At 70.4% G+C, this 20,747-nt stretch carries 20 protein-coding genes; 14 read left to right on the top strand and 6 right to left on the bottom strand.

Annotated elements, in window-relative coordinates:
* Positions 1-2: 2 nt before the first annotated feature.
* Positions 3-698 (bottom strand): FadR/GntR family transcriptional regulator, encoded by a 696-nt coding sequence (locus H1D24_RS37080; protein ID WP_181662137.1) that lies wholly within the window; start codon positions 696-698, stop codon positions 3-5.
* 70 nt (positions 699-768) lie between these two features.
* Here H1D24_RS37080 and H1D24_RS37075 point away from each other — a divergent pair, with 70 nt between their 5' ends.
* Both H1D24_RS37075 and H1D24_RS37070 read left to right on the top strand, forming a co-directional pair.
* The gene (locus H1D24_RS37075; RefSeq protein ID WP_181662136.1) at positions 769-1,650 is read left to right on the top strand and encodes a fumarylacetoacetate hydrolase family protein; all 882 of its coding nucleotides are present in this window, start codon (positions 769-771) and stop codon (positions 1,648-1,650) included.
* A gap of 333 nt (positions 1,651-1,983) precedes the next feature.
* Positions 1,984-2,580 (top strand): TetR/AcrR family transcriptional regulator, encoded by a 597-nt coding sequence (locus H1D24_RS37070; RefSeq protein ID WP_181662135.1) that lies wholly within the window; start codon positions 1,984-1,986, stop codon positions 2,578-2,580.
* A 36-nt stretch (positions 2,581-2,616) separates the two neighbouring features.
* Here the strand turns inward: H1D24_RS37070 and H1D24_RS37065 are convergent, their stop codons facing one another.
* The 3 genes from H1D24_RS37065 to H1D24_RS37055 are packed head-to-tail and all read right to left on the bottom strand — an operon-like array spanning position 2,617 to position 5,325.
* Positions 2,617-3,057, bottom strand: coding sequence for a nuclear transport factor 2 family protein (locus H1D24_RS37065; RefSeq protein ID WP_181662134.1), 441 nt, complete (start codon positions 3,055-3,057; stop codon positions 2,617-2,619).
* Positions 3,054-4,016: a PDR/VanB family oxidoreductase gene (locus tag H1D24_RS43825; RefSeq protein WP_181662133.1), complete on the bottom strand. Its 963-nt coding sequence runs from the start codon at positions 4,014-4,016 to the stop codon at positions 3,054-3,056. The genes H1D24_RS37065 and H1D24_RS43825 overlap by 4 nt, the downstream gene beginning before the upstream one ends.
* Before the next feature lie 7 nt (positions 4,017-4,023).
* Positions 4,024-5,325 carry a Rieske 2Fe-2S domain-containing protein gene (locus H1D24_RS37055; protein WP_181662132.1) on the bottom strand — a complete coding sequence of 434 codons (1,302 nt, stop codon included), beginning with the start codon at positions 5,323-5,325 and terminating at the stop codon, positions 4,024-4,026.
* A gap of 456 nt (positions 5,326-5,781) precedes the next feature.
* On the opposite strand from H1D24_RS37055, the gene H1D24_RS37050 reads away from it, so the two are divergent.
* From H1D24_RS37050 to H1D24_RS37010, 9 genes are all read left to right on the top strand, one after another.
* Entirely contained in the window at positions 5,782-7,452 is a 1,671-nt protein-coding gene (locus H1D24_RS37050; RefSeq protein ID WP_181662131.1) for a GMC family oxidoreductase, read from the top strand.
* Positions 7,449-7,871 (top strand): GlcG/HbpS family heme-binding protein, encoded by a 423-nt coding sequence (locus tag H1D24_RS37045; protein WP_181662130.1) that lies wholly within the window; start codon positions 7,449-7,451, stop codon positions 7,869-7,871. The genes H1D24_RS37050 and H1D24_RS37045 overlap by 4 nt, the downstream gene beginning before the upstream one ends.
* A 38-nt stretch (positions 7,872-7,909) precedes the next feature.
* Positions 7,910-8,986, top strand: a complete 1,077-nt coding sequence (locus tag H1D24_RS37040) for an amidohydrolase family protein (protein WP_181662129.1) — start codon at positions 7,910-7,912, stop codon at positions 8,984-8,986.
* Positions 8,983-9,381: a metal-sulfur cluster assembly factor gene (locus H1D24_RS37035; protein ID WP_181662128.1), complete on the top strand. Its 399-nt coding sequence runs from the start codon at positions 8,983-8,985 to the stop codon at positions 9,379-9,381. Before H1D24_RS37040 ends, H1D24_RS37035 begins: the two co-directional genes overlap by 4 nt.
* The gene (locus H1D24_RS37030) at positions 9,371-10,381 is read left to right on the top strand and encodes an alpha/beta hydrolase fold domain-containing protein (RefSeq protein WP_309484583.1); all 1,011 of its coding nucleotides are present in this window, start codon (positions 9,371-9,373) and stop codon (positions 10,379-10,381) included. Before H1D24_RS37035 ends, H1D24_RS37030 begins: the two co-directional genes overlap by 11 nt.
* Positions 10,374-10,820, top strand: coding sequence for a DoxX family membrane protein (locus H1D24_RS37025; RefSeq protein WP_181662127.1), 447 nt, complete (start codon positions 10,374-10,376; stop codon positions 10,818-10,820). The genes H1D24_RS37030 and H1D24_RS37025 overlap by 8 nt, the downstream gene beginning before the upstream one ends.
* Positions 10,821-11,113: 293 nt before the next feature.
* A complete protein-coding gene (locus H1D24_RS37020) occupies positions 11,114-11,998 on the top strand; it encodes an FAD binding domain-containing protein (RefSeq protein WP_181662126.1) in 885 nt (294 codons plus the stop codon).
* Positions 11,995-12,522 (top strand): (2Fe-2S)-binding protein, encoded by a 528-nt coding sequence (locus H1D24_RS43820; protein ID WP_181662125.1) that lies wholly within the window; start codon positions 11,995-11,997, stop codon positions 12,520-12,522. Before H1D24_RS37020 ends, H1D24_RS43820 begins: the two co-directional genes overlap by 4 nt.
* Positions 12,522-14,921, top strand: a complete 2,400-nt coding sequence (locus H1D24_RS37010; RefSeq protein WP_181662124.1) for a xanthine dehydrogenase family protein molybdopterin-binding subunit — start codon at positions 12,522-12,524, stop codon at positions 14,919-14,921. The genes H1D24_RS43820 and H1D24_RS37010 overlap by 1 nt, the downstream gene beginning before the upstream one ends.
* Positions 14,922-15,073: 152 nt before the next feature.
* On the opposite strand, the gene H1D24_RS37005 is transcribed toward H1D24_RS37010, so the two are convergent.
* Both H1D24_RS37005 and H1D24_RS37000 read right to left on the bottom strand, forming a co-directional pair.
* A complete protein-coding gene (locus H1D24_RS37005) occupies positions 15,074-17,971 on the bottom strand; it encodes a SpoIIE family protein phosphatase (RefSeq protein WP_309484582.1) in 2,898 nt (965 codons plus the stop codon).
* A 149-nt stretch (positions 17,972-18,120) separates the two neighbouring features.
* Positions 18,121-18,705 carry a helix-turn-helix domain-containing protein gene (locus H1D24_RS37000; protein ID WP_181662123.1) on the bottom strand — a complete coding sequence of 195 codons (585 nt, stop codon included), beginning with the start codon at positions 18,703-18,705 and terminating at the stop codon, positions 18,121-18,123.
* A 118-nt stretch (positions 18,706-18,823) separates the two neighbouring features.
* On the opposite strand from H1D24_RS37000, the gene H1D24_RS36995 reads away from it, so the two are divergent.
* The 3 genes from H1D24_RS36995 to H1D24_RS36985 form a co-directional block, all read left to right on the top strand.
* Positions 18,824-19,660, top strand: coding sequence for an EamA family transporter (locus H1D24_RS36995; protein ID WP_181662122.1), 837 nt, complete (start codon positions 18,824-18,826; stop codon positions 19,658-19,660).
* 47 nt (positions 19,661-19,707) lie between these two features.
* Positions 19,708-20,355, top strand: a complete 648-nt coding sequence (locus H1D24_RS36990; protein ID WP_181662121.1) for an FMN-binding negative transcriptional regulator — start codon at positions 19,708-19,710, stop codon at positions 20,353-20,355.
* 36 nt (positions 20,356-20,391) lie between these two features.
* A partial coding sequence (locus H1D24_RS36985) for a phenylalanine--tRNA ligase beta subunit-related protein (RefSeq protein WP_309484581.1) occupies positions 20,392-20,747 on the top strand: 356 nt, incomplete at its 3' end.

The following is a 20,747-nucleotide window of genomic DNA, read 5'->3' as shown; positions in this document are numbered from 1 at the left end:
GTTCAGTCGGTGTGGTTGTGGCGCGCGACGGCGGCGCGCACGGCGTCCTCGTCCCCGGCGGCGATCGCCTCCACCAGGTCGGCGTGGATCCGCAGCCGCCGAGCCCGGTAGGCGTCGGCGTCCCGGTCCGCTGCGCGGGCGGTGGACGACGTGAGGTGCCCGAGCGTGCCGCGATAGACCGCGCGGGCCATCGCGTTCGGGCACAGCTGCGCGATGCGCTCGTGCAGCGCCCAGTTGGCCCGCATGAAGGCGTCCCAGTCCGGTGCCGCCTCCATGTCGTCCAGGCATGACCGCAGGGGTGGGAGGTCGTCCTCGCCGCGGCACCGGGCGGCGCCGACGGCGATCAGTTCCTCCAGGTGGTTGCGGAGCTCGATGGCGTCCGCGACCGTGCCGGGCTCCCCCGCGACGCCGAGGAGGGTGTGGCGCAGCCGGACCACCGGGCTCTGGTCCGCGACGAACAGTCCGCCGCCGCGGCCGGGGCGGATCACGATCACCCCGCGGTCGCGCAGGAGCCGGACGGCCTCACTGACGGTGGCGCGCGCCAGGCCGGATTCCTGCCGGATCTCCTCGATGGTGCCCACCGGAGAGCCGGGATTCAGTCCGCGGATGCGGCTCTCGAGTGCCGCGGCGAGCTGCTCTGCTCGCGTGCCACCGGGGGCCCTCAGGCCGGCCAGCAGAGGCCGTTGCTCGTCAACCATGGCGCCATCGAACCATAAACGTTATAACCTTTCTAGACTTTGAAGGTGATTCGAAGGGGCGGAGGTCCGGATGCGGATCGTGGGAGTGGAGTACAACGGCGAGGTCCAGGTGGCGAACCTGTCGCCTGACGGCGCGCGGCTGACCGTGGTGGCCGGACTGCGGGAGTTCTGGTCGGACCCTGAGGTATGGCTGCGCCGCCCGCCGGCGGGTGGGAGGGTGCCGGTGGGTGAGGCGCGCCTGGTGCCACCGGTACTGCCCGGGGCGCAGGTGCTGTGCGTCGGGCTGAACTACGTCGAGCACGCCGCCGAGGGGTCCTACCGGGACGAGGAACTGCCCGTGTTCCCCACGCTGTTCGCGCGGTGGCCGCGGTCGCTGACGGTCGGCGGCGCCGAGATCCCCGTGCCCGCCACCGAGGACGGGCTGGACTGGGAGGGCGAGATCGTGGCCTGGGTGGGCCGCACGCTGGTGGACGCCGATCCCGGCGAGGCGCTCGCGGCGGTGGTCGGCTACTCGACGTTCAACGACGTCACCGCGCGCCGGGCGCAGAAGCTGACCTCACAGTGGACCCTGGGCAAGAACGCCGACCGTTCCGGCCCACTGGGTCCTCTGGTGCCGGCCGACGAGGTCGGTGACCTGCGGGACGGGCTGGGGGTTCGGACCCGGGTCAACGGCGTGACCGTCCAGGAGGGGTCCACCAGCGACATGGTCCACCACGTGGGCGAGACGCTGGCCCACATCTCACGCACCGTCACACTGCGCCCCGGTGACCTGCTGGCCACCGGCACCCCGTCCGGTGTCGGCTACGCCCGCACGCCGCCCTGGCTGCTGAGGCCGGGCGACGTGGTGGAGGTCGAGGTCGAGCGCCTCGGGGTCCTGCGCAACACGATCGTCGGCAACGAACACCGCTCCCGTCCCCTGTCCCGGACAGCCGGACGTGAGGGAGCCGTCTGACCGGCCGCCGCGGCGCCACGGCCGGCAGCCCGCTTCCTCTGTGTGGGCATGGTGCTCTGCCCGGCCGCCGGGCGAACCCGACCACAGGACCAGGTCGGGTGCGAGCGGTACGACATGGAGGTCCGGGACCCGACCGGCCCATCGGGACCGGAGCTGGCCGCGAACTCGGCACCGGATCCGCCCGCGGGCACTGTCATTGCCCGGTGCAACAAATCCGCCGGTAAGGTCATCCGTGTGGCAGACAAGGAGACCTCATCGGGAACGCCGGCAGCCGAGCCGGGCAGGCGTCAGCGCCGGAGGCGCCCCAATGATCCTGACCGCCAGCGGGACCCCGTGGGTACCCGGCGGGCCATTCTGGCCGCGGCCGGCGCGGAGTTCGGCGCCCACGGATTCGACGGGGCCCGGGTCGTCCGTATCGCCGAGGCGGCCGGTGTCAGCCATCAGCTGATCACGTACTACTTCGGAGGAAAACGCGGGCTTTACGAGGCGCTCAGCGAACAGTGGCTCGAGGAGTCCATGCGTGTCAGCCAGACCCACACCTTCGCGGAGGCCGTGCGGCGCTACGTGCACTGGGCAGGGGAGGACGCGGCGTGGGTGCACACGCTGACGCGCGAAGAGCCCGGCAAGCGCCCACCCGCCGAGGACGAGCGGGCTGCCGAGCTGTTCAAGCATGTTGAGGAACTCCGCGAGCGGCAAGGGCGCGGTGAATTCCGCAGTGATCTCGACGTCGGGGCCGTGGCTCTCGTTTTCTTCGCCGCCTCGATCGCTCCTGCGGCCATCCCGTGGATCGCTCGTGAGCTCACCCAGCAGGACCCCGCCTCACCGGAGTTCATCGACCACTACGCGGAGCAGGTGGGCCGGATCATCTCCGCACTCGCCGAAGCGACACAGGACGAGGGCTCGCCGGTGAACGGCGAGCCCGAAGACTGACGACGACCGGTTCCCGGGCTCCGGGAGCCCGAATGCTCAGCCCGGCGGAAGCCGCCGGGCCATCTGCAGGTGCACCAACTGCCAGCCGCCCGATTCACCCGCAACCCACACCCGGCTGACGGCGGCCTGGATGACGAAGGGAGACAGCTCGGGCACGAAAGCCACGCGCATCTCCTGCAGACAGCTGACCACGGCCGTGGTGCCGAATCGCTGGACGGTCACGTCGTAGGTGTCCACCTGACTCGTCCGGCCCAGACGTGCCGCGTACCGCAGCCAGTCGTCCACACCGTGGATATGACCGACCGCCGAGTGCACGATGACGCAGTCGGGATGCATCAGGGCACGAAGGCTCTGCTCCGGGTCAGGGAGCGTCTGTGCGGCGAGCCATGCGGCCTCGGCCTCCTCGACCGTGGCCGGGGCGGGCGCGGGGCGGGCGGTCGCCGCCGTCGATGAGGTGGTCGTCGCTGAGGTGCTCACAGTTCCAGCTCCAGGATCGGGGACCTCGACCGCGACGAGCACGGGGTGAACAGGCCCTCCGCGCGCTCGTCGTCGGTGAGGACGTCGTCTCGGTGATCGGGGTCGCCGGCGCGCACCCGTACGATGCACTCGCCGCAGATGCCCTGCCCGCACGAGTAGGGGGCCTCGACTCCGTTCGCCAGCAGGACGTCGAGGACGCTCTGGTCCTCGGGGACGAGGTACTCGGCTCCCGTCGAGGACAGCCGCACCGTGAATCCGCCCTCTCCTCCCCCGTCGGGCTCGGCAGCGGGCGTCGAGGCGCTGAAGCGCTCCTTGTGCAGGGCGGAGGCGGGCCATCCCAGCTCCGCCGCCCGCCCCAGTGCGTAGTCCATGAACCCACCGGGACCGCAGACGTAGACCGCGGTGTCAGGGTCGGGTTCCCCCAGGTCACGTGCCAGGTCGAGGCGTTGCTCCGGGGCCTGGTCGTCGAAGTGGAGGGTGACCCGTGGATGGTTTTCCAGATCGGCGACGAAGGCCGCGTCGGTCCGGCTGCGGGCGCAGTAGTGCAGGTGGTAGTCGCCGCCGGTCGCGTCGAGCGTCTGGGCCATCGACAGCAGCGGGGTGATGCCGATGCCGCCCGCGAGGAGCAGGTGCCGGCGCGCGGGCGTCAGACCGAAGCGGTTCCTCGGTGCGGCGATCCGGAGCGTGTCGCCCTCGGTGAGGGTGTGCATGGCTCGTGAACCGCCGCGCGACTCGGGCTCGTTGAGGACCGCGAGCCGGTACTGCTTGCGGATGCCGGGAGGTCCGCACAGGGAGTACTGCCGGACCAGTCCGTCTTCGCCGACTTGTACGTCGATGTGGGCGCCGGCCTCGTACTCCCACAGCTCCCCGCCGTCGGCCCGGGCGAGGTCGAAGACCGCGATTCTCGGCGTGGTGTCGTACCGGGCCACGACGACCGCGTCCGTCCAAGTGGTGCTCACGCCTCGGTCACGCCCCTGCCGCCGTGTCCGCGGCGGTCGGGTTCAGGACGTCGTCCCCTGCCTCCCGCCGGATGAAGACACCGGCTTCCACGTGCCGGACCGGCTCACCGGTGGTGCCGACACCGAGCGGGTTCCTGCCGGCTTCGACGTCGTCCATCATCGTGCGCAGCATGCGCCGGAGCATGACGACCCCCTTGTCGGACGGGGCCAGGGTCTCCTCCGAGTGCTGGGTGATCGGGCCCTGCGACCACTGGGCTTCGAAGTCGCCGGGGAAGCGCTGACGCTCCTCGTCGGTCAGCAGCCAGCCGTCCTTGCCGTTCTGCTTGATGCCGAAGACGAAGGACTCGCGCCGGCTCGGGTCGGCGGAGCGGATCGAGAAGACCAGCCGGTGGTGTGTGTCGTCGACGGGGACCACCCAGATCAGCATGTCGTGCCGGGCGTCGGGGGTCACCCTGATGAAGTCGGGCAGGCAGATGATGTTCGGCAGCTGGAGCTCCACCGACCAGTCGATGTCCACGAGCTCCCCGTCGGGGCCCTTCTTGTCCTGGTAGCGCTGGATGTACTTCACACCGTGGTCGGTGCGGTGGTACGTGACGCGCTCCGCGACGGTGGAGGGGTCGTAGTAGCTCTCGGGGAATCCGGTGGTGCCGGTCCCCTGGAACTGGAATCCGCTGTGGTTGGAGTGCAGCCACGACGCATGCACCGGGTCAACCGCGTTCTCGAAGATCTGAAGCCAGTTGAAGTCCTGCTCCAGGCCGACGACCTCGGCGCCGGGCACCAGCCAGCTGCTGAAGTAGCTCTCGCCCTCCTCCAGCGGCTCCAGGCTGTCGAAGCGCGGCAGCGGGGGCTTGAGCTCGGGCGGGCCCATGTAGACGAAGACCAGGCCGTAGCGCTCCTCCACCGGGTACCAGGGCTGGCGCGCGAGGTTGCGGCGGCGGCCGCCGTCGAGTTCACAGGCCTGTTCCACGCAGTGGCCCTGCACGTCGAACTTCCAGCCGTGGTAACAGCAGCGGATGCCGTCCTCCTCGATACGGCCGAAGAAGAGGCTGCTGCCGCGGTGTGCGCACCGCTCGAAGACGACGCCGGGGCGGCCTTGGCCGTCCCGGAAGACGATCAGGTTCTCGCCCAGGAGGCGGGCGCGGTGCGGAACGTCGCTGGTCAGCGCGGTGGAGCTGGCGATCGGGTGCCAGTAGCGACGCAGTGCCTCGCCCATCGGCGTGCCGGGGCCGACCTCGGTCAGGCGGGCGTCGTGAGAGGAGGGCCCCCGGCCGTAGCCGGTTCCCGTGTCGGTCACGGTCGTGTCGGTCATGCTGAACCATCTCCTCGGCGTTGAGGCAGCGGGGACGCGTATATGAAGGCCACTGGCGGGGTCGAACAGTTTGCGGCGAAGCCTGCGGTCGAGGCTTCTTCGTGCTGTCGCCGGTGTGGTCGGACGAGCGTGCGGCGGCTCTTCCTTCACGGCTCGGACAGGCGCTGTGAGCGGTACGGACCACATGGCACTCCTGCCGTTGTACGACCCTGATGAAAAACTGTCAATGAGTCTGACCTGCTTTGATGAATTACTTGCAGGCCTCTTTCGGATCGCCGAGCGCGCTGTTACGTTGACCCGGCGCTGAGGTGACGGGGCCGCTCACCCGCTTCCCGCCACCTCACGATCACGACTCAGAACGCGCCGCGCGAGCGACCGCCTCCCCGCGCCTTTCGCAGCGCCTCCACCGCGCGTTCGTCCAGAGCCGAAGGAGACGATGATGTCTGGACCTTCCATATGAGCGCCGGGCACGGCGCCGAGTACGACTACGTCGTCGTCGGCGCGGGTACGGCCGGCTGCGTCCTCGCCACACGCCTGTCCGAAGACCCCTCGACACGCGTGCTGCTGATCGAGGCCGGCCCGCCCGCGGACCGCGGCCTGCTCGTGCAGCTGCCGCTCGGGGTCGGGCTGCTGTCGGGACGCAAGAAGATCAACTGGGGATACGAGTCGGAGCCCGAGCCGGGCCTGAACGGCAGACGTATCCCCATCCCGCGCGGCCGGCTGGTCGGCGGCACCGGTTCGATCAACGGATCGACCCATGTCCGTGCACACCGCCTCGACTACGACGACTGGGTCAAGTCCGGTGCGACGGGCTGGGGTTGGGACGACCTTCTGCCGTACTTCCGCCGCTCGGAGAGCAGCTGGCGCGGGGACACCGAGCACCACGGCGGGTACGGACCCGTCGCCGTGTCGACCTCGGTCCGGAGAAGTCCGTTCGGTCAGCGTCTGGACCGCGCCGCCCGATCACTGGGCATCGAGTTCCCCGACGACACGCAAAGTGGTGACCCCACCGGCGCCGGCCAGATCGAGAACGCCATCCACCGCGGCCGACGCCACAGCACCGCCGCCGCCTATCTGCGTCCCGTGCTGCGGCAACGGCCCAATCTCACCCTGCTCACCGGGGTGCTGGTGGACACGCTCGTACTGGAGCAGGGACGCGCGACCGGCGTCCGTGTCGTGGAAGGCGGACGGAGCCGGGTGATCCGGGCGGCCCGCGAGGTCGTGCTCTGCGCCGGCACCTACAACTCGCCGCAGCTGCTGATGCGTTCGGGTATCGGACCGGCGGATCACCTGCGCGAGCTCGGCGTCGACACGGTGGTGGACCTTCCCGGAGTCGGCGCCAACCTGCAGGAGCACCCGGCGGCGCCCGTGCTGTTCGACGTCAAGGATCCGGTGACCTTCCACGAGCACCTGCGCGCCGACCGGCTGGTGCTGGGCGCGGTCCGCTGGTTCGCCACCGGGAGCGGTCCGCTGGCCGGGATGCCCGAGTTCCTGTCCGCGTACGTCCGCACCCGCGCCGACCTGGACCGTCCCGACGGGTTCCTCGGCATCCTGGCCGGCGGCTTCGACGCCCGACCCTGGTTCCCCGGCATCCGGCCGTTGAAGGACCGCCACTGCGTGGCCCTCAACGCCGTCGCGACCCCCCGCAGCCGCGGCGAGGTCCGACTGGGCTCCGCCGATCCGACGGCCGCTCCGCGCATCACGTTCAACCTCCTCACCGAGCCGGAGGACGTCGCCGCCCTGCGGGAGACTGTGCGCACCACGCTGGCCATCCTGCGCAGTCCCGAGGTCGCTCCGATGATCGGGGCGGAACTCGCACCAGGCCCCGACGTGCGCACCGACCAGGACTTCGAGCGCTATCTGCGCGAGACCGGTTACTCCGCCAACCACGCCTGCGGCACGTGTGCCATCGGCACCTCCGAGACCGCCGTCGTCGACCCCGACCTGCGGGTGCGCGGCATCGACGGGCTGCGCGTCGTCGACGCGTCGGTGCTGCCGAGCGTGCCCGGAGCGAACGTCAACGCCACCGTCATCGCCGTCGCCGAGAAGGCGTCGGACCTGATCCGCGGGGTCCCGGCCGCCTCCGGCGCCACCGTCACCCCGCTCAGTGAAAGGACCGCGGGATGAGGGAACCCCTGACCTACGCCATCGCGTACGGGGCAGCCGAGGCCGCGCTGGAGGCGGCCCGGGCCGAGGGCGCGCGCATCTGCGTGGTGGTCGTCAACCGCAGCGGCGTCACCAAAGTGCTCCTCAGCGACGACGGAGTCGGCCCCATCGGGGTCGAGACCGCGCGCCGGAAGGCCTACACCGCCGCCGTCACCGGCATTCCGACCTCGACGTTCGCCGCTTTCGCGGCGTCCCCCGCGATGGCGGTCGCGCCCGTGCACCTCGTCGACGCCCACCTCCTCCCGGTGCCGGGCGGAGTGCCGATCACCGTGGACGACGGCGAGGTCATCGGTGCCGTCGGCGTCGGCGGAGCCGACGGCGAGACCGACGACCGCCTCGCCTCCCGCGCCCTGGAAGGGCTGAAGGACCTGCTCGCCTGATCGCCCGTATCACCCGTGACAACCCAAGGAGAACGACCGTGATCGAGGACTTCCTCGTCGTCGAGGGCGTGGCCCACAACTACAACTTCCGGCCCGAGAACTGCGTCAACCCGCATGTCGGGGCGGCCATCGGCGAGCACCTCTACGGCCTGCACAAGCGGGTCAGCGGCCCCGAATACACCCTCGAGCGCTCCACCTACATGCAGGGTGCGGGCGCGGACATCATCGGTCGGGCCCTGCTGGCGGAGAGCCAGACCGACGTGATCGCCTACCACGAGACCCCCATCTACGGGCACTTCCGCGACGGGGGCTCGGCGCTGAGCTTCGGGCTGGAGATGCGCGAGAAGTGGCCGGAGCGCGTGCTGATCTACGGCGCGGTGTCCCCGCTGCGCCCCGGAGCGCTGGACCGCGTGGACGAGCTGGTGGAGAAGCACCGCGTCAACGCTCTCAAGCTCTATCCGATCGACGTCGTCGAGGGACGGGCGACCGCGCTCGACATGGGTGACCCGGAGATCTGCTTCCCGGTGTTCGAGCGGGCCCGTCAGCATGGTCTGAAGGTCGTGGCCATCCACAAGGCCCTCCCGGTCGGACCCGGCCCGACCTCCGCCCTCGGGATGGCCGACGTCGAGGCAGCCGCGCTGGCCTTCCCCGACCTCACCTTCGAGGTCGTCCACGGCGGCATGGCCTTCGTCGAGGAGACGGCACTCCAGCTCGAGGCGTTCCGCAACGTGTGGGTCAACCTGGAGGCCACGTCATTCATGGCGGTCTACGCACCCCGCCGCTTCGCACAGGCGATGGGTGCCTTCCTGCAGGCCGGTGCCGCCGACCGGATCATCTGGGCGACCGGCTGCGACGCGGTCCACCCCCGGCCGGCGATCGAGGCGTTCTGGAACTTCGAGATGCCCCGTGACCTGATCGAGGACTACGGGCTGCCCGAGCTCACCAAGGAGATCAAGGCCGACATCCTCGGCCGCAACTTCCTGCGCATGCACGGCATCGACGAGAAGGACCTCCGCGAGCGCATCCGCGGCGACGAGTTCGACACCACCGAACTCCAGGAGCCCTGGGGCGGGCGGGTCGCCCCGGTCGACAACGCGCTGGCCGGTGCCCGGTGACGGTCACGGAAACCCAGGTCCGCGCGATGCTCAACGAGATCCTCGATCCGTGCAGCATCACTGCGGGAGTCCCCGCGGGGCTCGACGACATGGGACTCGTCAGTGACATTCACGTACAGGACGATGGCGCCGGCGGTCAGCGCATCGCGGTCACCGTCGGCGTGACCGAGCCCAGCTGCGTACTCATCGGCTCTTTCGCGAACGAGGCGCAGGTCCGGCTCACGGCTCTGACCGGTGTGTCCGCGGTGGACGTGCGGCTGGCGGACGACTTCGACTGGACCCCGGACAGGCTCGCACCGCACTACCGGCAACGGCTCGCCGAACACCGTGAAGAGAAGCGCCGTTCCCTCCCCCTCCTCGCCGTGACCGGGACGGGACGAACCGGTGACGAGTGAGACCTCACAGCAGCCGGACGCCTTGGACCTCACGGCCGTGCTGGCGAACAACGCCGCCGTCATGGGGCGTTTCATGGAAGGGCTCAGCCGGGCGCCGCGTCCTCCCGAGAGGGTCGACCCGGCTCCCGTCCGGGTGGTGCGCGACATCGCATACGGCGCGGCACTGGGTGCGGACCTGCGGATGGACCTGTACCTACCGCCGTCCGCAACGGCCCCCACCCCCGTGATCGTATGGCTGGCGGGTGGCGGCTGGCGGAATCAACGCCGGGGCTACGGGCCCCGCTTGCCCCGGCTCTTCGCCGAACGCGGATACGCCATGGCGGACATCGAGTACCGGTCCTTCGAGGCTTCCGTCTGGCCGGCCCAACTGCACGACGTCCTCGCCGCATTGCGCCATCTGCACGACATCGCGGACACCCACGGCCTGGACCCGACGTCGATCGGCCTGTGGGGCAGCTCCGCCGGTGCGCACCTGGCGCTGCTCGCGGCCTTCGCGCCCAACGCCGACGGCTCCCGCACGGCGCCCGGCGTACGAGCCGTGGTGGCGGGCTATCCCCCGACGGATCTGCTGAGTCTCAACGACGACGCCCTGCCCGGCGGAGTGCTGGGCGTGGACCCATCCGATCCGGCGTGGGGGCTGATGGGCGGACGTCCGTCGGACCGGGCCGCCACGGCCGTCGAGGCCAGTCCGGCCCGGCAGGCCCACCCGCGGGTTCCGCCCGTACTCCTGCTGCACGGTGACGCCGACCTCCTCATCGGACCGGCACAGAGCCGCCGGCTCCACGACGCCCTGAGCGCCGTGGGCGCCGAGTCCCATCTGCTGCTGGTCCACGGAGCCGATCACGGCTTCCTCAACACCGGCGACTGGGAGCTGCACCCCATGACGGCCACCGTGCTGTCCTCCCGCACCCCGGACACCGAACGTTCCGCGCTGCTGACCCCCGCGCTGATCGAGCGCTTCTTCGACCGCCACCTGCGAACGGATCCTTGGAATGCCTGAGACACCACCGCGCTACGACGACGTGGGCCGCGCCCTCTCCCGTCTCGCGCTGGCCGCCGTCTTCGTCTCCGGAGGCCGCCACGTCTGGCAGCACCCGGACGGCCCCGCGCAGGGGGCGGAGAACTTCCTCAAGCGGTGCCGCCGTGCGGTGCCGCTCCTGGACCGGTTCACGGACCGCCAACTGGTACGCGCCAACGCGGCCGTGCACATGACCGCCGGAGCGGCACTCGCGGCGGGCATCGCGCCCGCGGCCTCCGCGTCGGCGCTTGTCGGCTCGCTGGTGCCCACGACCCTCGCCGCCTTCCCCTTCTGGACCCAGCCGGAGGGTCCGCAACGCGCCCGTCAGCAGGGCGACTTCCTCAAGAACCTCGCCCTGGCCGGCGGCCTGCTCGCTGTCGTCGTGAGCGAGGGGCGGCACTCCCGGGGCGCTCCCAGGTAGGCGGTCGTCAGCGTGTCCAACGTCCCCGCACCGGACGCGCGGGGCAACCAGCCCGGCGCCCCGGGAGAACAAGAGGCGGCACGGCATTCGCCGTCCCGGCGGCGCACCCCCGAGGCGCTCCGGGACACTTCGTCGTCACTGCCCCGGGTGTGGTGCACTGGGGAGAGAACGGCAACGACACCGAGCCGGTGCGGATACTCGCGCGACGCGACCTCGGGGTAACCGTCCGTATCCCACTTCGGCTCCGGGCCCTGTCACCCGCTCTTCCCAGGAGCCGCAACAAAGGACAGGCGATGAAGCCGCCTCCATTCACGTACTGCGATCCCGAATCCGTCGACGAGGCCGTCGGACTCAAGAGCGAGTACGGCGCCGACTCCCTCGTCCTCGCGGGAGGACAGAGCCTTCTCCCCCTGCTCAACATGCGGCTTGTCAGGCCGGAGGCGCTGATCGACATCAACAAGATCGGTGACCTGCAGAAGATCGAGGGCCGGTCCGACATCCTGGAGGTCGGCGCCGGGGTTCGCCAGTACGAGCTGGAGGACCACGCGCTGGTCGGCGAACTGGTCCCGCTGCTACCGGAGGCCGCCGGCTACATCGGCCACATCGAGACCCGCCACCGCGGCACGGTCTGCGGCAGCCTGGCCCACGCCGACCCCGCCGCCGAACTGCCGTGCACGGCGGTGACGCTCGACGCGACGGTGGTCGCGCGAAGTCCGTCGGGCACCCGCACCATCGAGGCCCAGCACTTCTTCCAGGGCCGGATGGCCACTGCCCTGGAGCCCGAGGAGGTCCTCGTCGCCGTCCGCTACCCGGTGACGCCACAGGCCGCAGGCCACGGCTTCGTGGAGGTGGCCCGGCGTGTGGGCGACCTCGCGCTCGCCGGCGCCGCCGCGGTGGTGAACCTCGACGAGAACGGCCACTTCACCTCCGTCTCGGTCGGCGTCTCGGGCATCTCCGACACGCCGGTCCGCGCCCGGGCGGTGGAGAACGCGCTCATCGGTGAGGCCCCGACCGAGGAGAACATCACCAGGGCGGCCGACGAGATCGTGCCCTCGGTGACCGCGGGCGACGACATCCACGCCACGCGCGCCTACCGCCGGCACCTCGCCACCGTCGTGGTGCGGCGCGCGATCACCGCAGCCGTGGCCAGCGCCCACGAGAGGAGCGACGGGAAGTGACGACCTCCACCGCCGCCAAGTACGGCACCGCCCGCCGGGCCGTGACGGTGCGTGTCAACGGGCGGCATGTGACCCGCGAGGTGTCGACGCGCACCACGCTCGCCGACTTCCTGCGCGACGAACTCGACCTGGTCAGCGTGCATGTGGGATGCGAGCACGGCGAGTGCGGATGCTGCACCGTCCTCTTCGACGGCCTCTCCGTGCGTTCCTGCCTGATGCTGGCCGTCCAGGCGGACGGGCACGCGGTCGAGACCGTCGAGAGCCTCTCCGCCAACCCGGCGGAGCTGCACCCCATCCAGGAGGCCTTCGCCGAGGAACAGGGGCTGCAGTGCGGCTTCTGCACGCCCGCGATGCTGCTGCGCACCAAGGAGATCATCGATGCCGGTCGTGAGATGACCGATGCCGAGGTGCGCCATGAGATCTCCGGGATCCTGTGCCGCTGCACCGGCTACCAGAACATCGTCAACGCGGTCCAGTCCGCCGGCGCCAAACTGCGCGGCCCCACCGCGGGAGGTCGTGACTGATGACCTACACGTACATCGGCAAAGACCGCAGGCGGATCGAGGACCCTCGGCTGCTGGTCGGCCGCGGCGGGTACATCGCCGACCTCAGACTGCCGGGCATGCTGCACGCCGCGATCCTGCGCAGCCCCGTACCGCACGCGTGGATCAGGTCCATCGACGCCACCGAGGCACTGAAGCTGCCGGGAGTCGTCGCCGTGTTCACCGGCGAGGACTGCAAGGAGAAGATCAACCCCTGCATGAGCTTCGGCCCGGCCACCATCACGCAGTACCCGATGGCCGTGGACAAGGTCCGCTACGTCGGCGAGGCCGTCGCGGCCGTCGTCGCGGAGAGCAGGTACCTCGCCGAGGACGGCGTGGACCTGCTGGAGGTCGACTACGAGGAGCTCCCGCCGGTCACCGATCCCATGGCGGCCATGGAGCCCGACTGCGTACTGCTGCACGAGGAGCACGGCAGCAACATCGGCTATGAGCGGACCTTCGAGTTCGGCGATGTGAACGCCGCGTTCGCCGGGGCCGACCTGATCGTCGAGGACACCCTGCGGTGGGGCCGCTCGGCCGGAATGCCGATGGAGACCACGGGCGCGGTGGCCCAGCCCGGCTTCAACGGCGTGCTGGAGATCTACTGCAACTCGCTCAACTTCAGCTACTTCGTCTTCCTGATCGCGGCCACCCTGAGAATTCCGTCGAACAAGCTGACCCTGAAGCCGGTTCCGGCGGGCGGCAGTTTCGGCAGCAAGCTCGCGGCGCACAAGGTGCCCGCCCTCGCCGGCTTCCTGGCCCTACAGGTGGGTCGCCCGGTGTCGTACATCGAGGACCGGATCGACCACCTGATGAACTCCGACCACCACGGCTGCGACCGCACCTACGAAGCCCGCATGGGTTTTCGCGCCGACGGCACGATCGTCGGTCTCGACATCGACGTCGTCGACGACTACGGCGCCTACATGCAGTTCGGCGTCGGCCATCACGGCAACGCCTTCTCCCAGGTCGTCGGCCCGTACCGGTTCCGGGACGTGAAGTACCGCCTGCGGGCCGTGGTCACCAACAAGTGCCAGCAGGGCGCCTACCGCGGCTTCGGCTCCGAGGTGCACAACTGGGTGCTGGAACGGCTGGTCGACCAGGGGGCGACCCGGCTCGGGCTCGCCCCGGAGGAGATCCGCCGACGCAACTTCATCCAGCCCGACCAGTTCCCGTACAAGATCCCCGGCGGCAACCTCTACGACAGCGGTGACTACCCCGCCGTGCTGGACAAGGCCCTGTCGATGATCGACCTGGACAGCTGGCGCGCCGAAAAGAAACGGCTGCGGGAGGAGGAGGGCCGCCACATCGGCATCGGCCTGGCCACGACCCAGGAGCGCAGCGTCTTCAGCGCCACCGAGTTCTGGTTCCTCGTGGAGAAGCCCGCTTTCCCCCTCACCTCCAGCCCGGAGAGCGCGACGGTGACGATCGACCCGACCGGCCAGTTCCAGCTCCTGCTGCACTGCCAGTCGATGTGGGGCAACAGCCCGGAGACGGTGGGCGCCACCGTGCTCGCCGAGGAGTTCGGGATCCCGCCGGAGAGCGTCAATGTCCGGTACGCAGACTCCGCGCACGCGCTTCCTGGCACCGGCCCGGGCGGCAGCCGCTACACCGCCATGGTGGCAGGTGCGATCCGGGGCGCGTCGCGCAAGCTCCAGAAGAAACTCCTTCACATCGCCGCGCACCGCCTCGAACTGGCCCCGGAGGACCTGGAACTCGTCGACGCGCGCGTGCAGGTCAGGGGGGCTCCGGAGACGGGACTGACCATCGCCGAACTGGCGGGCACCGCGTACTTCTTCGCGCTCAGCCTGCCCGAGGGCATGACGAGCGGACTGGAGGAGTCCTACACCTACGACCACCCCTACACGACGCCCCCGGCACCGGACGGCTCGGACCTCGGCGTCTTCTATCCGATCATGGGCCATGCCTGCCACATCGCGGTCCTGGAGGTCGACCCCGACACCGGGATGCCCTCCTTCCTCGATTACGTGGCCGTGCACGACGCCGGGACGATCGTGAACCCCCGTAGCCTGGGCGGCCACGTCACCGGCGGAGCCACGCAGGGCATCGGGACCACGCTCTACGAGGAGCTGGCCTACGACGAGGACGGGCAGTTCCAGTCCCTGACGTTCAGGGACTATCTGATCCCCACCGCCAGCGAGGCCCCGGTGTTCCGCATCGGACACGTCCAGACGCCCTCGCCGTTCACCGAGTACGGCATCAAGGGCGGCGGTGAGGGCGGCCGTATGGTGGCTCCGGCGGCCGTGTCGGCGGCCATCGACGACGCTCTCCGGGAGTACGGGATGCGGGTTCGCCGACTGCCGGTCAAGCCCGCGACGATCGTGGCGACGGTGCAGGCGGGGCGCGCTGCGGAAGGGTAGCTCTGCTGCCCGCCACCGCCGCGATCTGCGCCCACCCCGGACACAGCACAGCGCCGTCGATCACTCGCCACATCAGGCCGATGCCGCCGCGCGGCAACCCGGTCGGCCGGCCGGAGGCGGAGGGATCGGCCGGCCCGCCGCAGACACAGGGATCAATGGGCCAGGGGAAGGTCCTGCTCGGTCCAGATGCATTTGCCCTCGGCGAGATGGCGAGTGCCCCAACGCTTGGAGAGAGCGGCCACCAGGTGCAGGCCCCGGCCGCCCTCGTCGGTGTACGCGGCGCGCCGGATGCGCGGGCTGGTGAGGCTGCCGTCATAGACCTCACAGATCAGCGACCGGCTGCGCAGCAGGCGCAGGCGTATGGGGCCGCTGGCATGCCGGATCACGTTGCCGATCAGCTCGCTCACCAGCAGCTCGGTGGTCATGGCGAGCTCGTCCAGACCCCAGACGGCCAGCTGGCTGCGGACGTACTCCCTGGCCTGGCCGGCTGCCCGCGGGTCGTCCGGCAGGCTGCACGCGGCCACGCTGTCCACAGGTGTGCCCCGAGTGTGGGCCACGAGGAGGACCGCGTCGTCGTTTGTCTGCTCGCGGTCGGGCAGCAGAGCCGAGACGATGGCGTCGCACAGGTCATGGAGACGCCGGGTGTCATCGCGCTGGGTGCCGGTCGGGAAGTACGAGGTCCGGTCCACGGCCCAGGTCAGCGTCTGCCTGAGCTGAGCCAGTCCCTGGTCGATGTCCCGGGTGGCGGATTCGATGAGGCCGTCCGTGCAGAACACGAGAAGGCTCTCCTCCGGCAGGCGCAGCTCGTGGGTCTCGAAGGGAGGTTCGGCGGCGCCCAGCGGCGGGTCGACGGCCAGCTCTGGGCGGTGGACCGTCCCATCGGGATGGACGATGGCGGGCGGGAGATGACCGGCCGAGGAGAGCGAGCAGGTACGGGTGACGGGGTCGAACACGGCGTACGAGCAGGTGGCGTACTTGTCGGGGCCGAGGTCGGAGACGAGTTCGTTGAGGTGGACGAGCAGCTCATCCGGGCTGAGTTCGAGGTCGGCAAGGGTGCGGACGGCCGTGCGCAGCCGTCCCATGATGGCGGCCTCGGCGATGCCGTGCCCCATGACGTCGCCGATCACGATGGCGACCCGATCGCCGGACAGCGGGATCAGGTCGTACCAGTCGCCGCCCACCTCTTCGCCCTTCCCCGCCGGCATGTAGCGGGCGGCGGCGGAGACGGCCGGCAGGGAGGGCAGTGTCCTGGGGAGCAGGCCGCGCTGGAGTTCCTGGGCGCGGGTGTGCTCCGCGTCGTACAGCCGGGCCCGCTCCAGCGCCTGTGCGATCAGCCCGCTCAGGGCTATCAGCAGAGTGCGTTCCTCCTCACTGAACGAGCGCGGCCGCGAGAAGGAGACGATGCAGCAACCGATCGCGTGCCCGGAGGCGATGAGAGGAAGGAACGCCCATGCGTTCTTGGCCGAGGCGGCCACAAAGCTCTCAAACCGCGGATAGAGCCGGAGGTAATCGGCGGTGGATTCGAGGAACAGGGGGGTGCGAGTGCGGAGCGTGTCGGTGACCGCCATGTGGGTCGTGCGCGCGACCCCGTCGATCTGACGCAGGAATTCCTCTGTGTATCCGACGGATCCGACCACACGCAGCCAGCCGCCTTCAAGCGCGTGGACCAGCAGCCCGTCGGCGCCGAAGGGCGGCAGGACATGCTGCGCCACGGCCTTGGCCACGTCGCTCGATGTGACGGCTTCGGCCAGCGCCGCGGTCAGCTCGCTCATCCGGGCGGTCCGCTCGGCCGCGATCCGATCGCCGGCCGATCGCTCGGCTCCCCTTGGCCGCTCGTCGGTGACGTCGGCGATGTAGATCGTCAGCCCGCCGCCCGGCATGGGGACCAGCCGGACATGGTGGATGCGCTGATCGGCAGGCCGGTGGAGATCGAAGCCGATGGGCTTCCTCTCGGCGGACGCGCGTCGGCACTGGGCTTCGAGACCGGGGGCGCGTCCTGCGGGAATGTCCCAGAGAGTGCTGCCCAGCAGCGTCCGGCCGGAGCCCAGGAGACGCTCGGCCTCCTTGTTGACGAAGGTGATCCGCCAGTCATCGGCGACCGTCAGGAAGCCGTCGCCCATATCACGGAGGGCTGCGACGACTGGACCGCTCGCGACGTGTGTGTGCGTCGGGCCCCACAGCGTACCGACCATGCGTGCGGAGGTGCCGTCCTCATCCGGCACGATGTGGCCGAGCGCCCGCACCCACCCGACTGTGCCGTCCCTGTGGTGCACTCGGTATTCGGTGTCGTACGCCGTCCCCCTGTCGAACGCCTCGCGGATGTCGGCCGTGAATGCCGGCAGATCCTCGATGTCCGAGAGGTGACAGCTGAGGTCCGCGCTGTCGTCGAACGCTTGAGGCGTCTCACCGGACATGTCGATGAGCGGTCGGGTGAGCGTTACGGAACCGGAGGCGGCGTCGTATTCCCAATGCCTGATCGCAAACACGCGGGGCACCTGCCCGCCGGGCGCATCGCACGAGGGTGGCCACCTGGGCGGTGAGACGGCATCCGTCGGCGTGCTGGGACGTTGTTCCAGGCGTCCGGCCGCCCACGCCACCACCGAGCCGAAAAAGGACCGCTGGGCGGGATCGGGCTCGTCGGGCCCTGCCGTGAGCACGGAAACCACACCGATGCGCCCGCCGGTGCCGAGCAGCAGAGGTGCCGCGGCAGTGCCGGAGGCCCCGATCCCCATGCTGTCCTCGGCCACCCAGAGGAAGGCACCTGTGCGCATGGCGCGTGCCGGGGCGACGTCCTCGTCCTCGTGGAGATCCGCCCATGCCTCGGCGATCTCCGGCGCGAGTCCGCTGGCCGCCAGCAGCCGCAACAAGCCAGAACCGGGATCACGCCAGTGCACGAAGCCGCCGAGGCCGCCAAGGGCGGCTATCGCCTGCTGAAGTGCCACGTTCAGTGTCTCGGCCATCGACAGCTCGTCGTTGGCTGCGAAGAACCGGGGCCGCGCCTCTTCCAGCCGCCCGATGCGGCTCCCGGGCCTCGCGTTCCCAGCCGCCACCTCGTCTCCTGAAAGGTCGCGTTCAAGCCGCGGTCGTGCAGTGACCCGTCATCGGATACCCGCACGGCACTGCCGTCGTACGCATGGGAGATTCTCTTGTCGGCAGTACTGACACTGTATCCCTGACATGCCCGGACGCGATCAGAAAGTCAGGTTGTGGAGCCGGGGCCCGGCGGCAGGTGGACCGTCATGATCAGGTGGCAGGTTTCGGTGCCGGAGCCGCGGTAGGTGTGGTAGGCGTCGCCGTCGAAGGTGGCGGTCTGTCCTGCTTCGACGGTGTACTCGGTGCCGTCGACGGTCAGCGTCATCCGGCCGGAGGTGACGCTGACGGTTTCGACGACTCCCGCCTGGTGGGGGTGGCTGGGGTATTCCTCGCCCGGTTGCAGTTTCCAGCGCCAGACCTCGACCGGGGCCGGGCCCGAGGTCGTCAGCATGAGGCGGGCCTCGCTGCCCTGCGTTCCGGTCCACAGCGGCGCGACGGTGTCGGCGGTCACGACGCGGACGCGACCTTCGGCCGGGCCCTCCATCAGGGCGGACACCGAGATGCCGAGAGTGTCGGCCAGCCGGACCAGAGTGGCGAAATTCGGGTTGCCCTGGGCTTTCTCCAGTCCCACCAAGGCGCCCTTGCTGACCTGAGCTCGCCGGCTGAGTTCATCGAGGGACAGGCCTGCGCGGTTGCGGGCCGTTCTGACGTTGTGCGCGAGCGTCCGCAGGGCTGCCTCTGTCTCGGCCATCCGATCACCGTCCTCGCGAGTGGACCACTGTAATGCACCGTCCGGTCGTTTGATTGACAAAGGCCGGTCGATCCGTTGTACGGTTTAGTCGTTCCATTGCAATACTAAGGGATGTGCCGTGATCGCTCTGCTGCTGGCCCTGGGCAGCTCACTCGCCTACGGGTGCGCCGACTTCCTCGGCGGCCTGGGAGCCCGTAAGGCTCATGTGCTGCGCACCGTGATGATCGCGGCCCCGGCCAGTCTCGCGGTCGAACTGCTGCTGTGGCCGGTGCTCGGCGCCTCGTTCAGCACCGGCGCCCTCGGCTGGGGTGCCGCATCCGGGGTCGCCTCCGCCGCCGCGTTCGCCCTGCTCTACCGCACCCTGGCAATCGGTCCGATGAACGTGCTCTCACCCGTGACCGCGCTGGTGTCCGCAACCCTGCCCGTCGGTGTGGGCCTGCTGCAGGGCGAGCACCTGGCCACCGCCGGACTGGTGGGCCTGCCCCTCGCACTGGTGGCGGTGGTCCTGGTCAGCGCCGGACACGGCGCCGGGGCGGCGCGCCCCTCACGCACGGCGCTGCTGCTGGCCTTCGGTGCCGGCGCCGCCATCGCCCTCCAGCTGATCTTTCTCCACCAGGCGCCCACCGACAGCGGGGTGGCCCCGCTGATCATCGGCAGGGCGGTCTCCTCGGCCGTCACCCTGACCGCGGCGGGGTTGCTGCACCGCAAGCTGGGCCCCGAGCGGCCCGCCTATGCGATGTCGGCAGCCGCGGGTGTGCTGGACTCCGTGGCGAACCTGCTGTTCCTGCTCGCCGCTCGCAGCGGTGACCTCGCCGTCGTCGCCGTGATCACCGCCCTCTACCCGGCCGGCACCGTCCTGCTCGCCCGGGGCGTGCTCGCCGAACGCATCCACCGCGGCCAGCTCGTCGGCCTGGGCACCGCCGCCGTCGCCGTCAGCCTCCTCGCCCTGACCTGAGCAAGCCCCGCCACCCACCACACCACCGCCTACGCAAGGAGACCAGCATGTTCATCCAGCCCTGGGACGCCGGCCTGGACGAAGCCGAATGGCAGAGCTGGATCGCCGAAGGCCACGACTTCGGACAGCTCAACGTCAACGGCCTGCCCGGCCACCCGCCCGTCGCCGTTCCCACCCACTTCACCTGCGACGGACCCGACCTCCTGATCCACCTCGCCCGGCCCAACCCGGTCTGGAAGGCGATCGAGAACGACCCGAACGTCCTCTTCACCGTCTTCGGCGACTACGCCTTCATCCCCGGACCCTGGCGCGCCAAGGCCGGCACCCCGCCCAACGGCGGCGTCCCCACCAGCTACTACACGGCCGTCCAGTTCACCTGCCGCGCCCACATCGTCGACGACCCCGAGGCCAAGGCCGACCTGCTGCGCCGCCAGCTCGCCCACTTCCAGCCCGACGGCGACCACTCCCCCGTCGCCGTCGACCAGCCGCCTTACGGCCGGATGCTGCCCGGCATCCGCGGCCTGCGCCTGGAAGTCACCGAGGTACGGGCCAAGTTCAAGTACGACGACCACAAGCCCGTCGAGCACCGCACCGCCGTAGCCGACCACCTCACCACACGCGGCCAGGGCCTCGACGTCCCCACCGCACTCCAGCAGCGCCGCCGCCTGGACCGCATCGGCCCCTGGCAGTCCTGACCCCCCAGGCCCCGACACAGAAACGGAATCCCTCCCGTGGCCGCCTTCCGCCTCGCCCCCGCCATCGCGGACGCCTTCCCCGACACCCTCATCGCCCTGGTCACCGCCACCGGCCTGCGCGGCCGTGAATCCTGGCCCCACACCGCCGCCGCCGTGGAGGAACTGGAGCAGCAACTCGCCGACGGCACCTGGCACCCCGCCGACGAGACCGACCCCCGCATCGAGGCATGGCACACCGCCTACCGCTCGTTCGGCACCAACCCCCGCCGCATCCGTCCCAGCGTCGACGCGCTCGGCCGCCGCCTCGCGAAGAAGGGAGCCCTGCCGCGCATCAACCCGGCCGTCGACTCCTACAACGCCGTCTCCGTCCGTCACGGCCTGCCCCGCACGAG

Origin of the sequence: Streptomyces himalayensis subsp. himalayensis (assembly GCF_013778455.1) — a bacterium.
In the GTDB taxonomy this organism is placed as follows: domain Bacteria; phylum Actinomycetota; class Actinomycetes; order Streptomycetales; family Streptomycetaceae; genus Streptomyces; species Streptomyces himalayensis.
The sequence above is the reverse complement of the archived record's forward strand: the minus strand, read 5'-3'. Positions and strand labels throughout refer to the sequence as shown.

Coding starts and splice junctions, on each gene's coding strand:
- H1D24_RS37050 (WP_181662131.1), top strand. CDS start 5,782: ATGAGCGCCGGGCACGGCGCCGAGTACGACTACGTCGTCGTCGGCGCG.
- H1D24_RS36990 (WP_181662121.1), top strand. CDS start 19,708: ATGTTCATCCAGCCCTGGGACGCCGGCCTGGACGAAGCCGAATGGCAG.
- H1D24_RS37025 (WP_181662127.1), top strand. CDS start 10,374: ATGCCTGAGACACCACCGCGCTACGACGACGTGGGCCGCGCCCTCTCC.
- H1D24_RS37080 (WP_181662137.1), bottom strand. CDS start 698: ATGGTTGACGAGCAACGGCCTCTGCTGGCCGGCCTGAGGGCCCCCGGT.
- H1D24_RS37020 (WP_181662126.1), top strand. CDS start 11,114: ATGAAGCCGCCTCCATTCACGTACTGCGATCCCGAATCCGTCGACGAG.
- H1D24_RS37055 (WP_181662132.1), bottom strand. CDS start 5,325: ATGACCGACACGACCGTGACCGACACGGGAACCGGCTACGGCCGGGGG.
- H1D24_RS37000 (WP_181662123.1), bottom strand. CDS start 18,705: ATGGCCGAGACAGAGGCAGCCCTGCGGACGCTCGCGCACAACGTCAGA.
- H1D24_RS37075 (WP_181662136.1), top strand. CDS start 769: ATGCGGATCGTGGGAGTGGAGTACAACGGCGAGGTCCAGGTGGCGAAC.
- H1D24_RS37045 (WP_181662130.1), top strand. CDS start 7,449: ATGAGGGAACCCCTGACCTACGCCATCGCGTACGGGGCAGCCGAGGCC.
- H1D24_RS37010 (WP_181662124.1), top strand. CDS start 12,522: ATGACCTACACGTACATCGGCAAAGACCGCAGGCGGATCGAGGACCCT.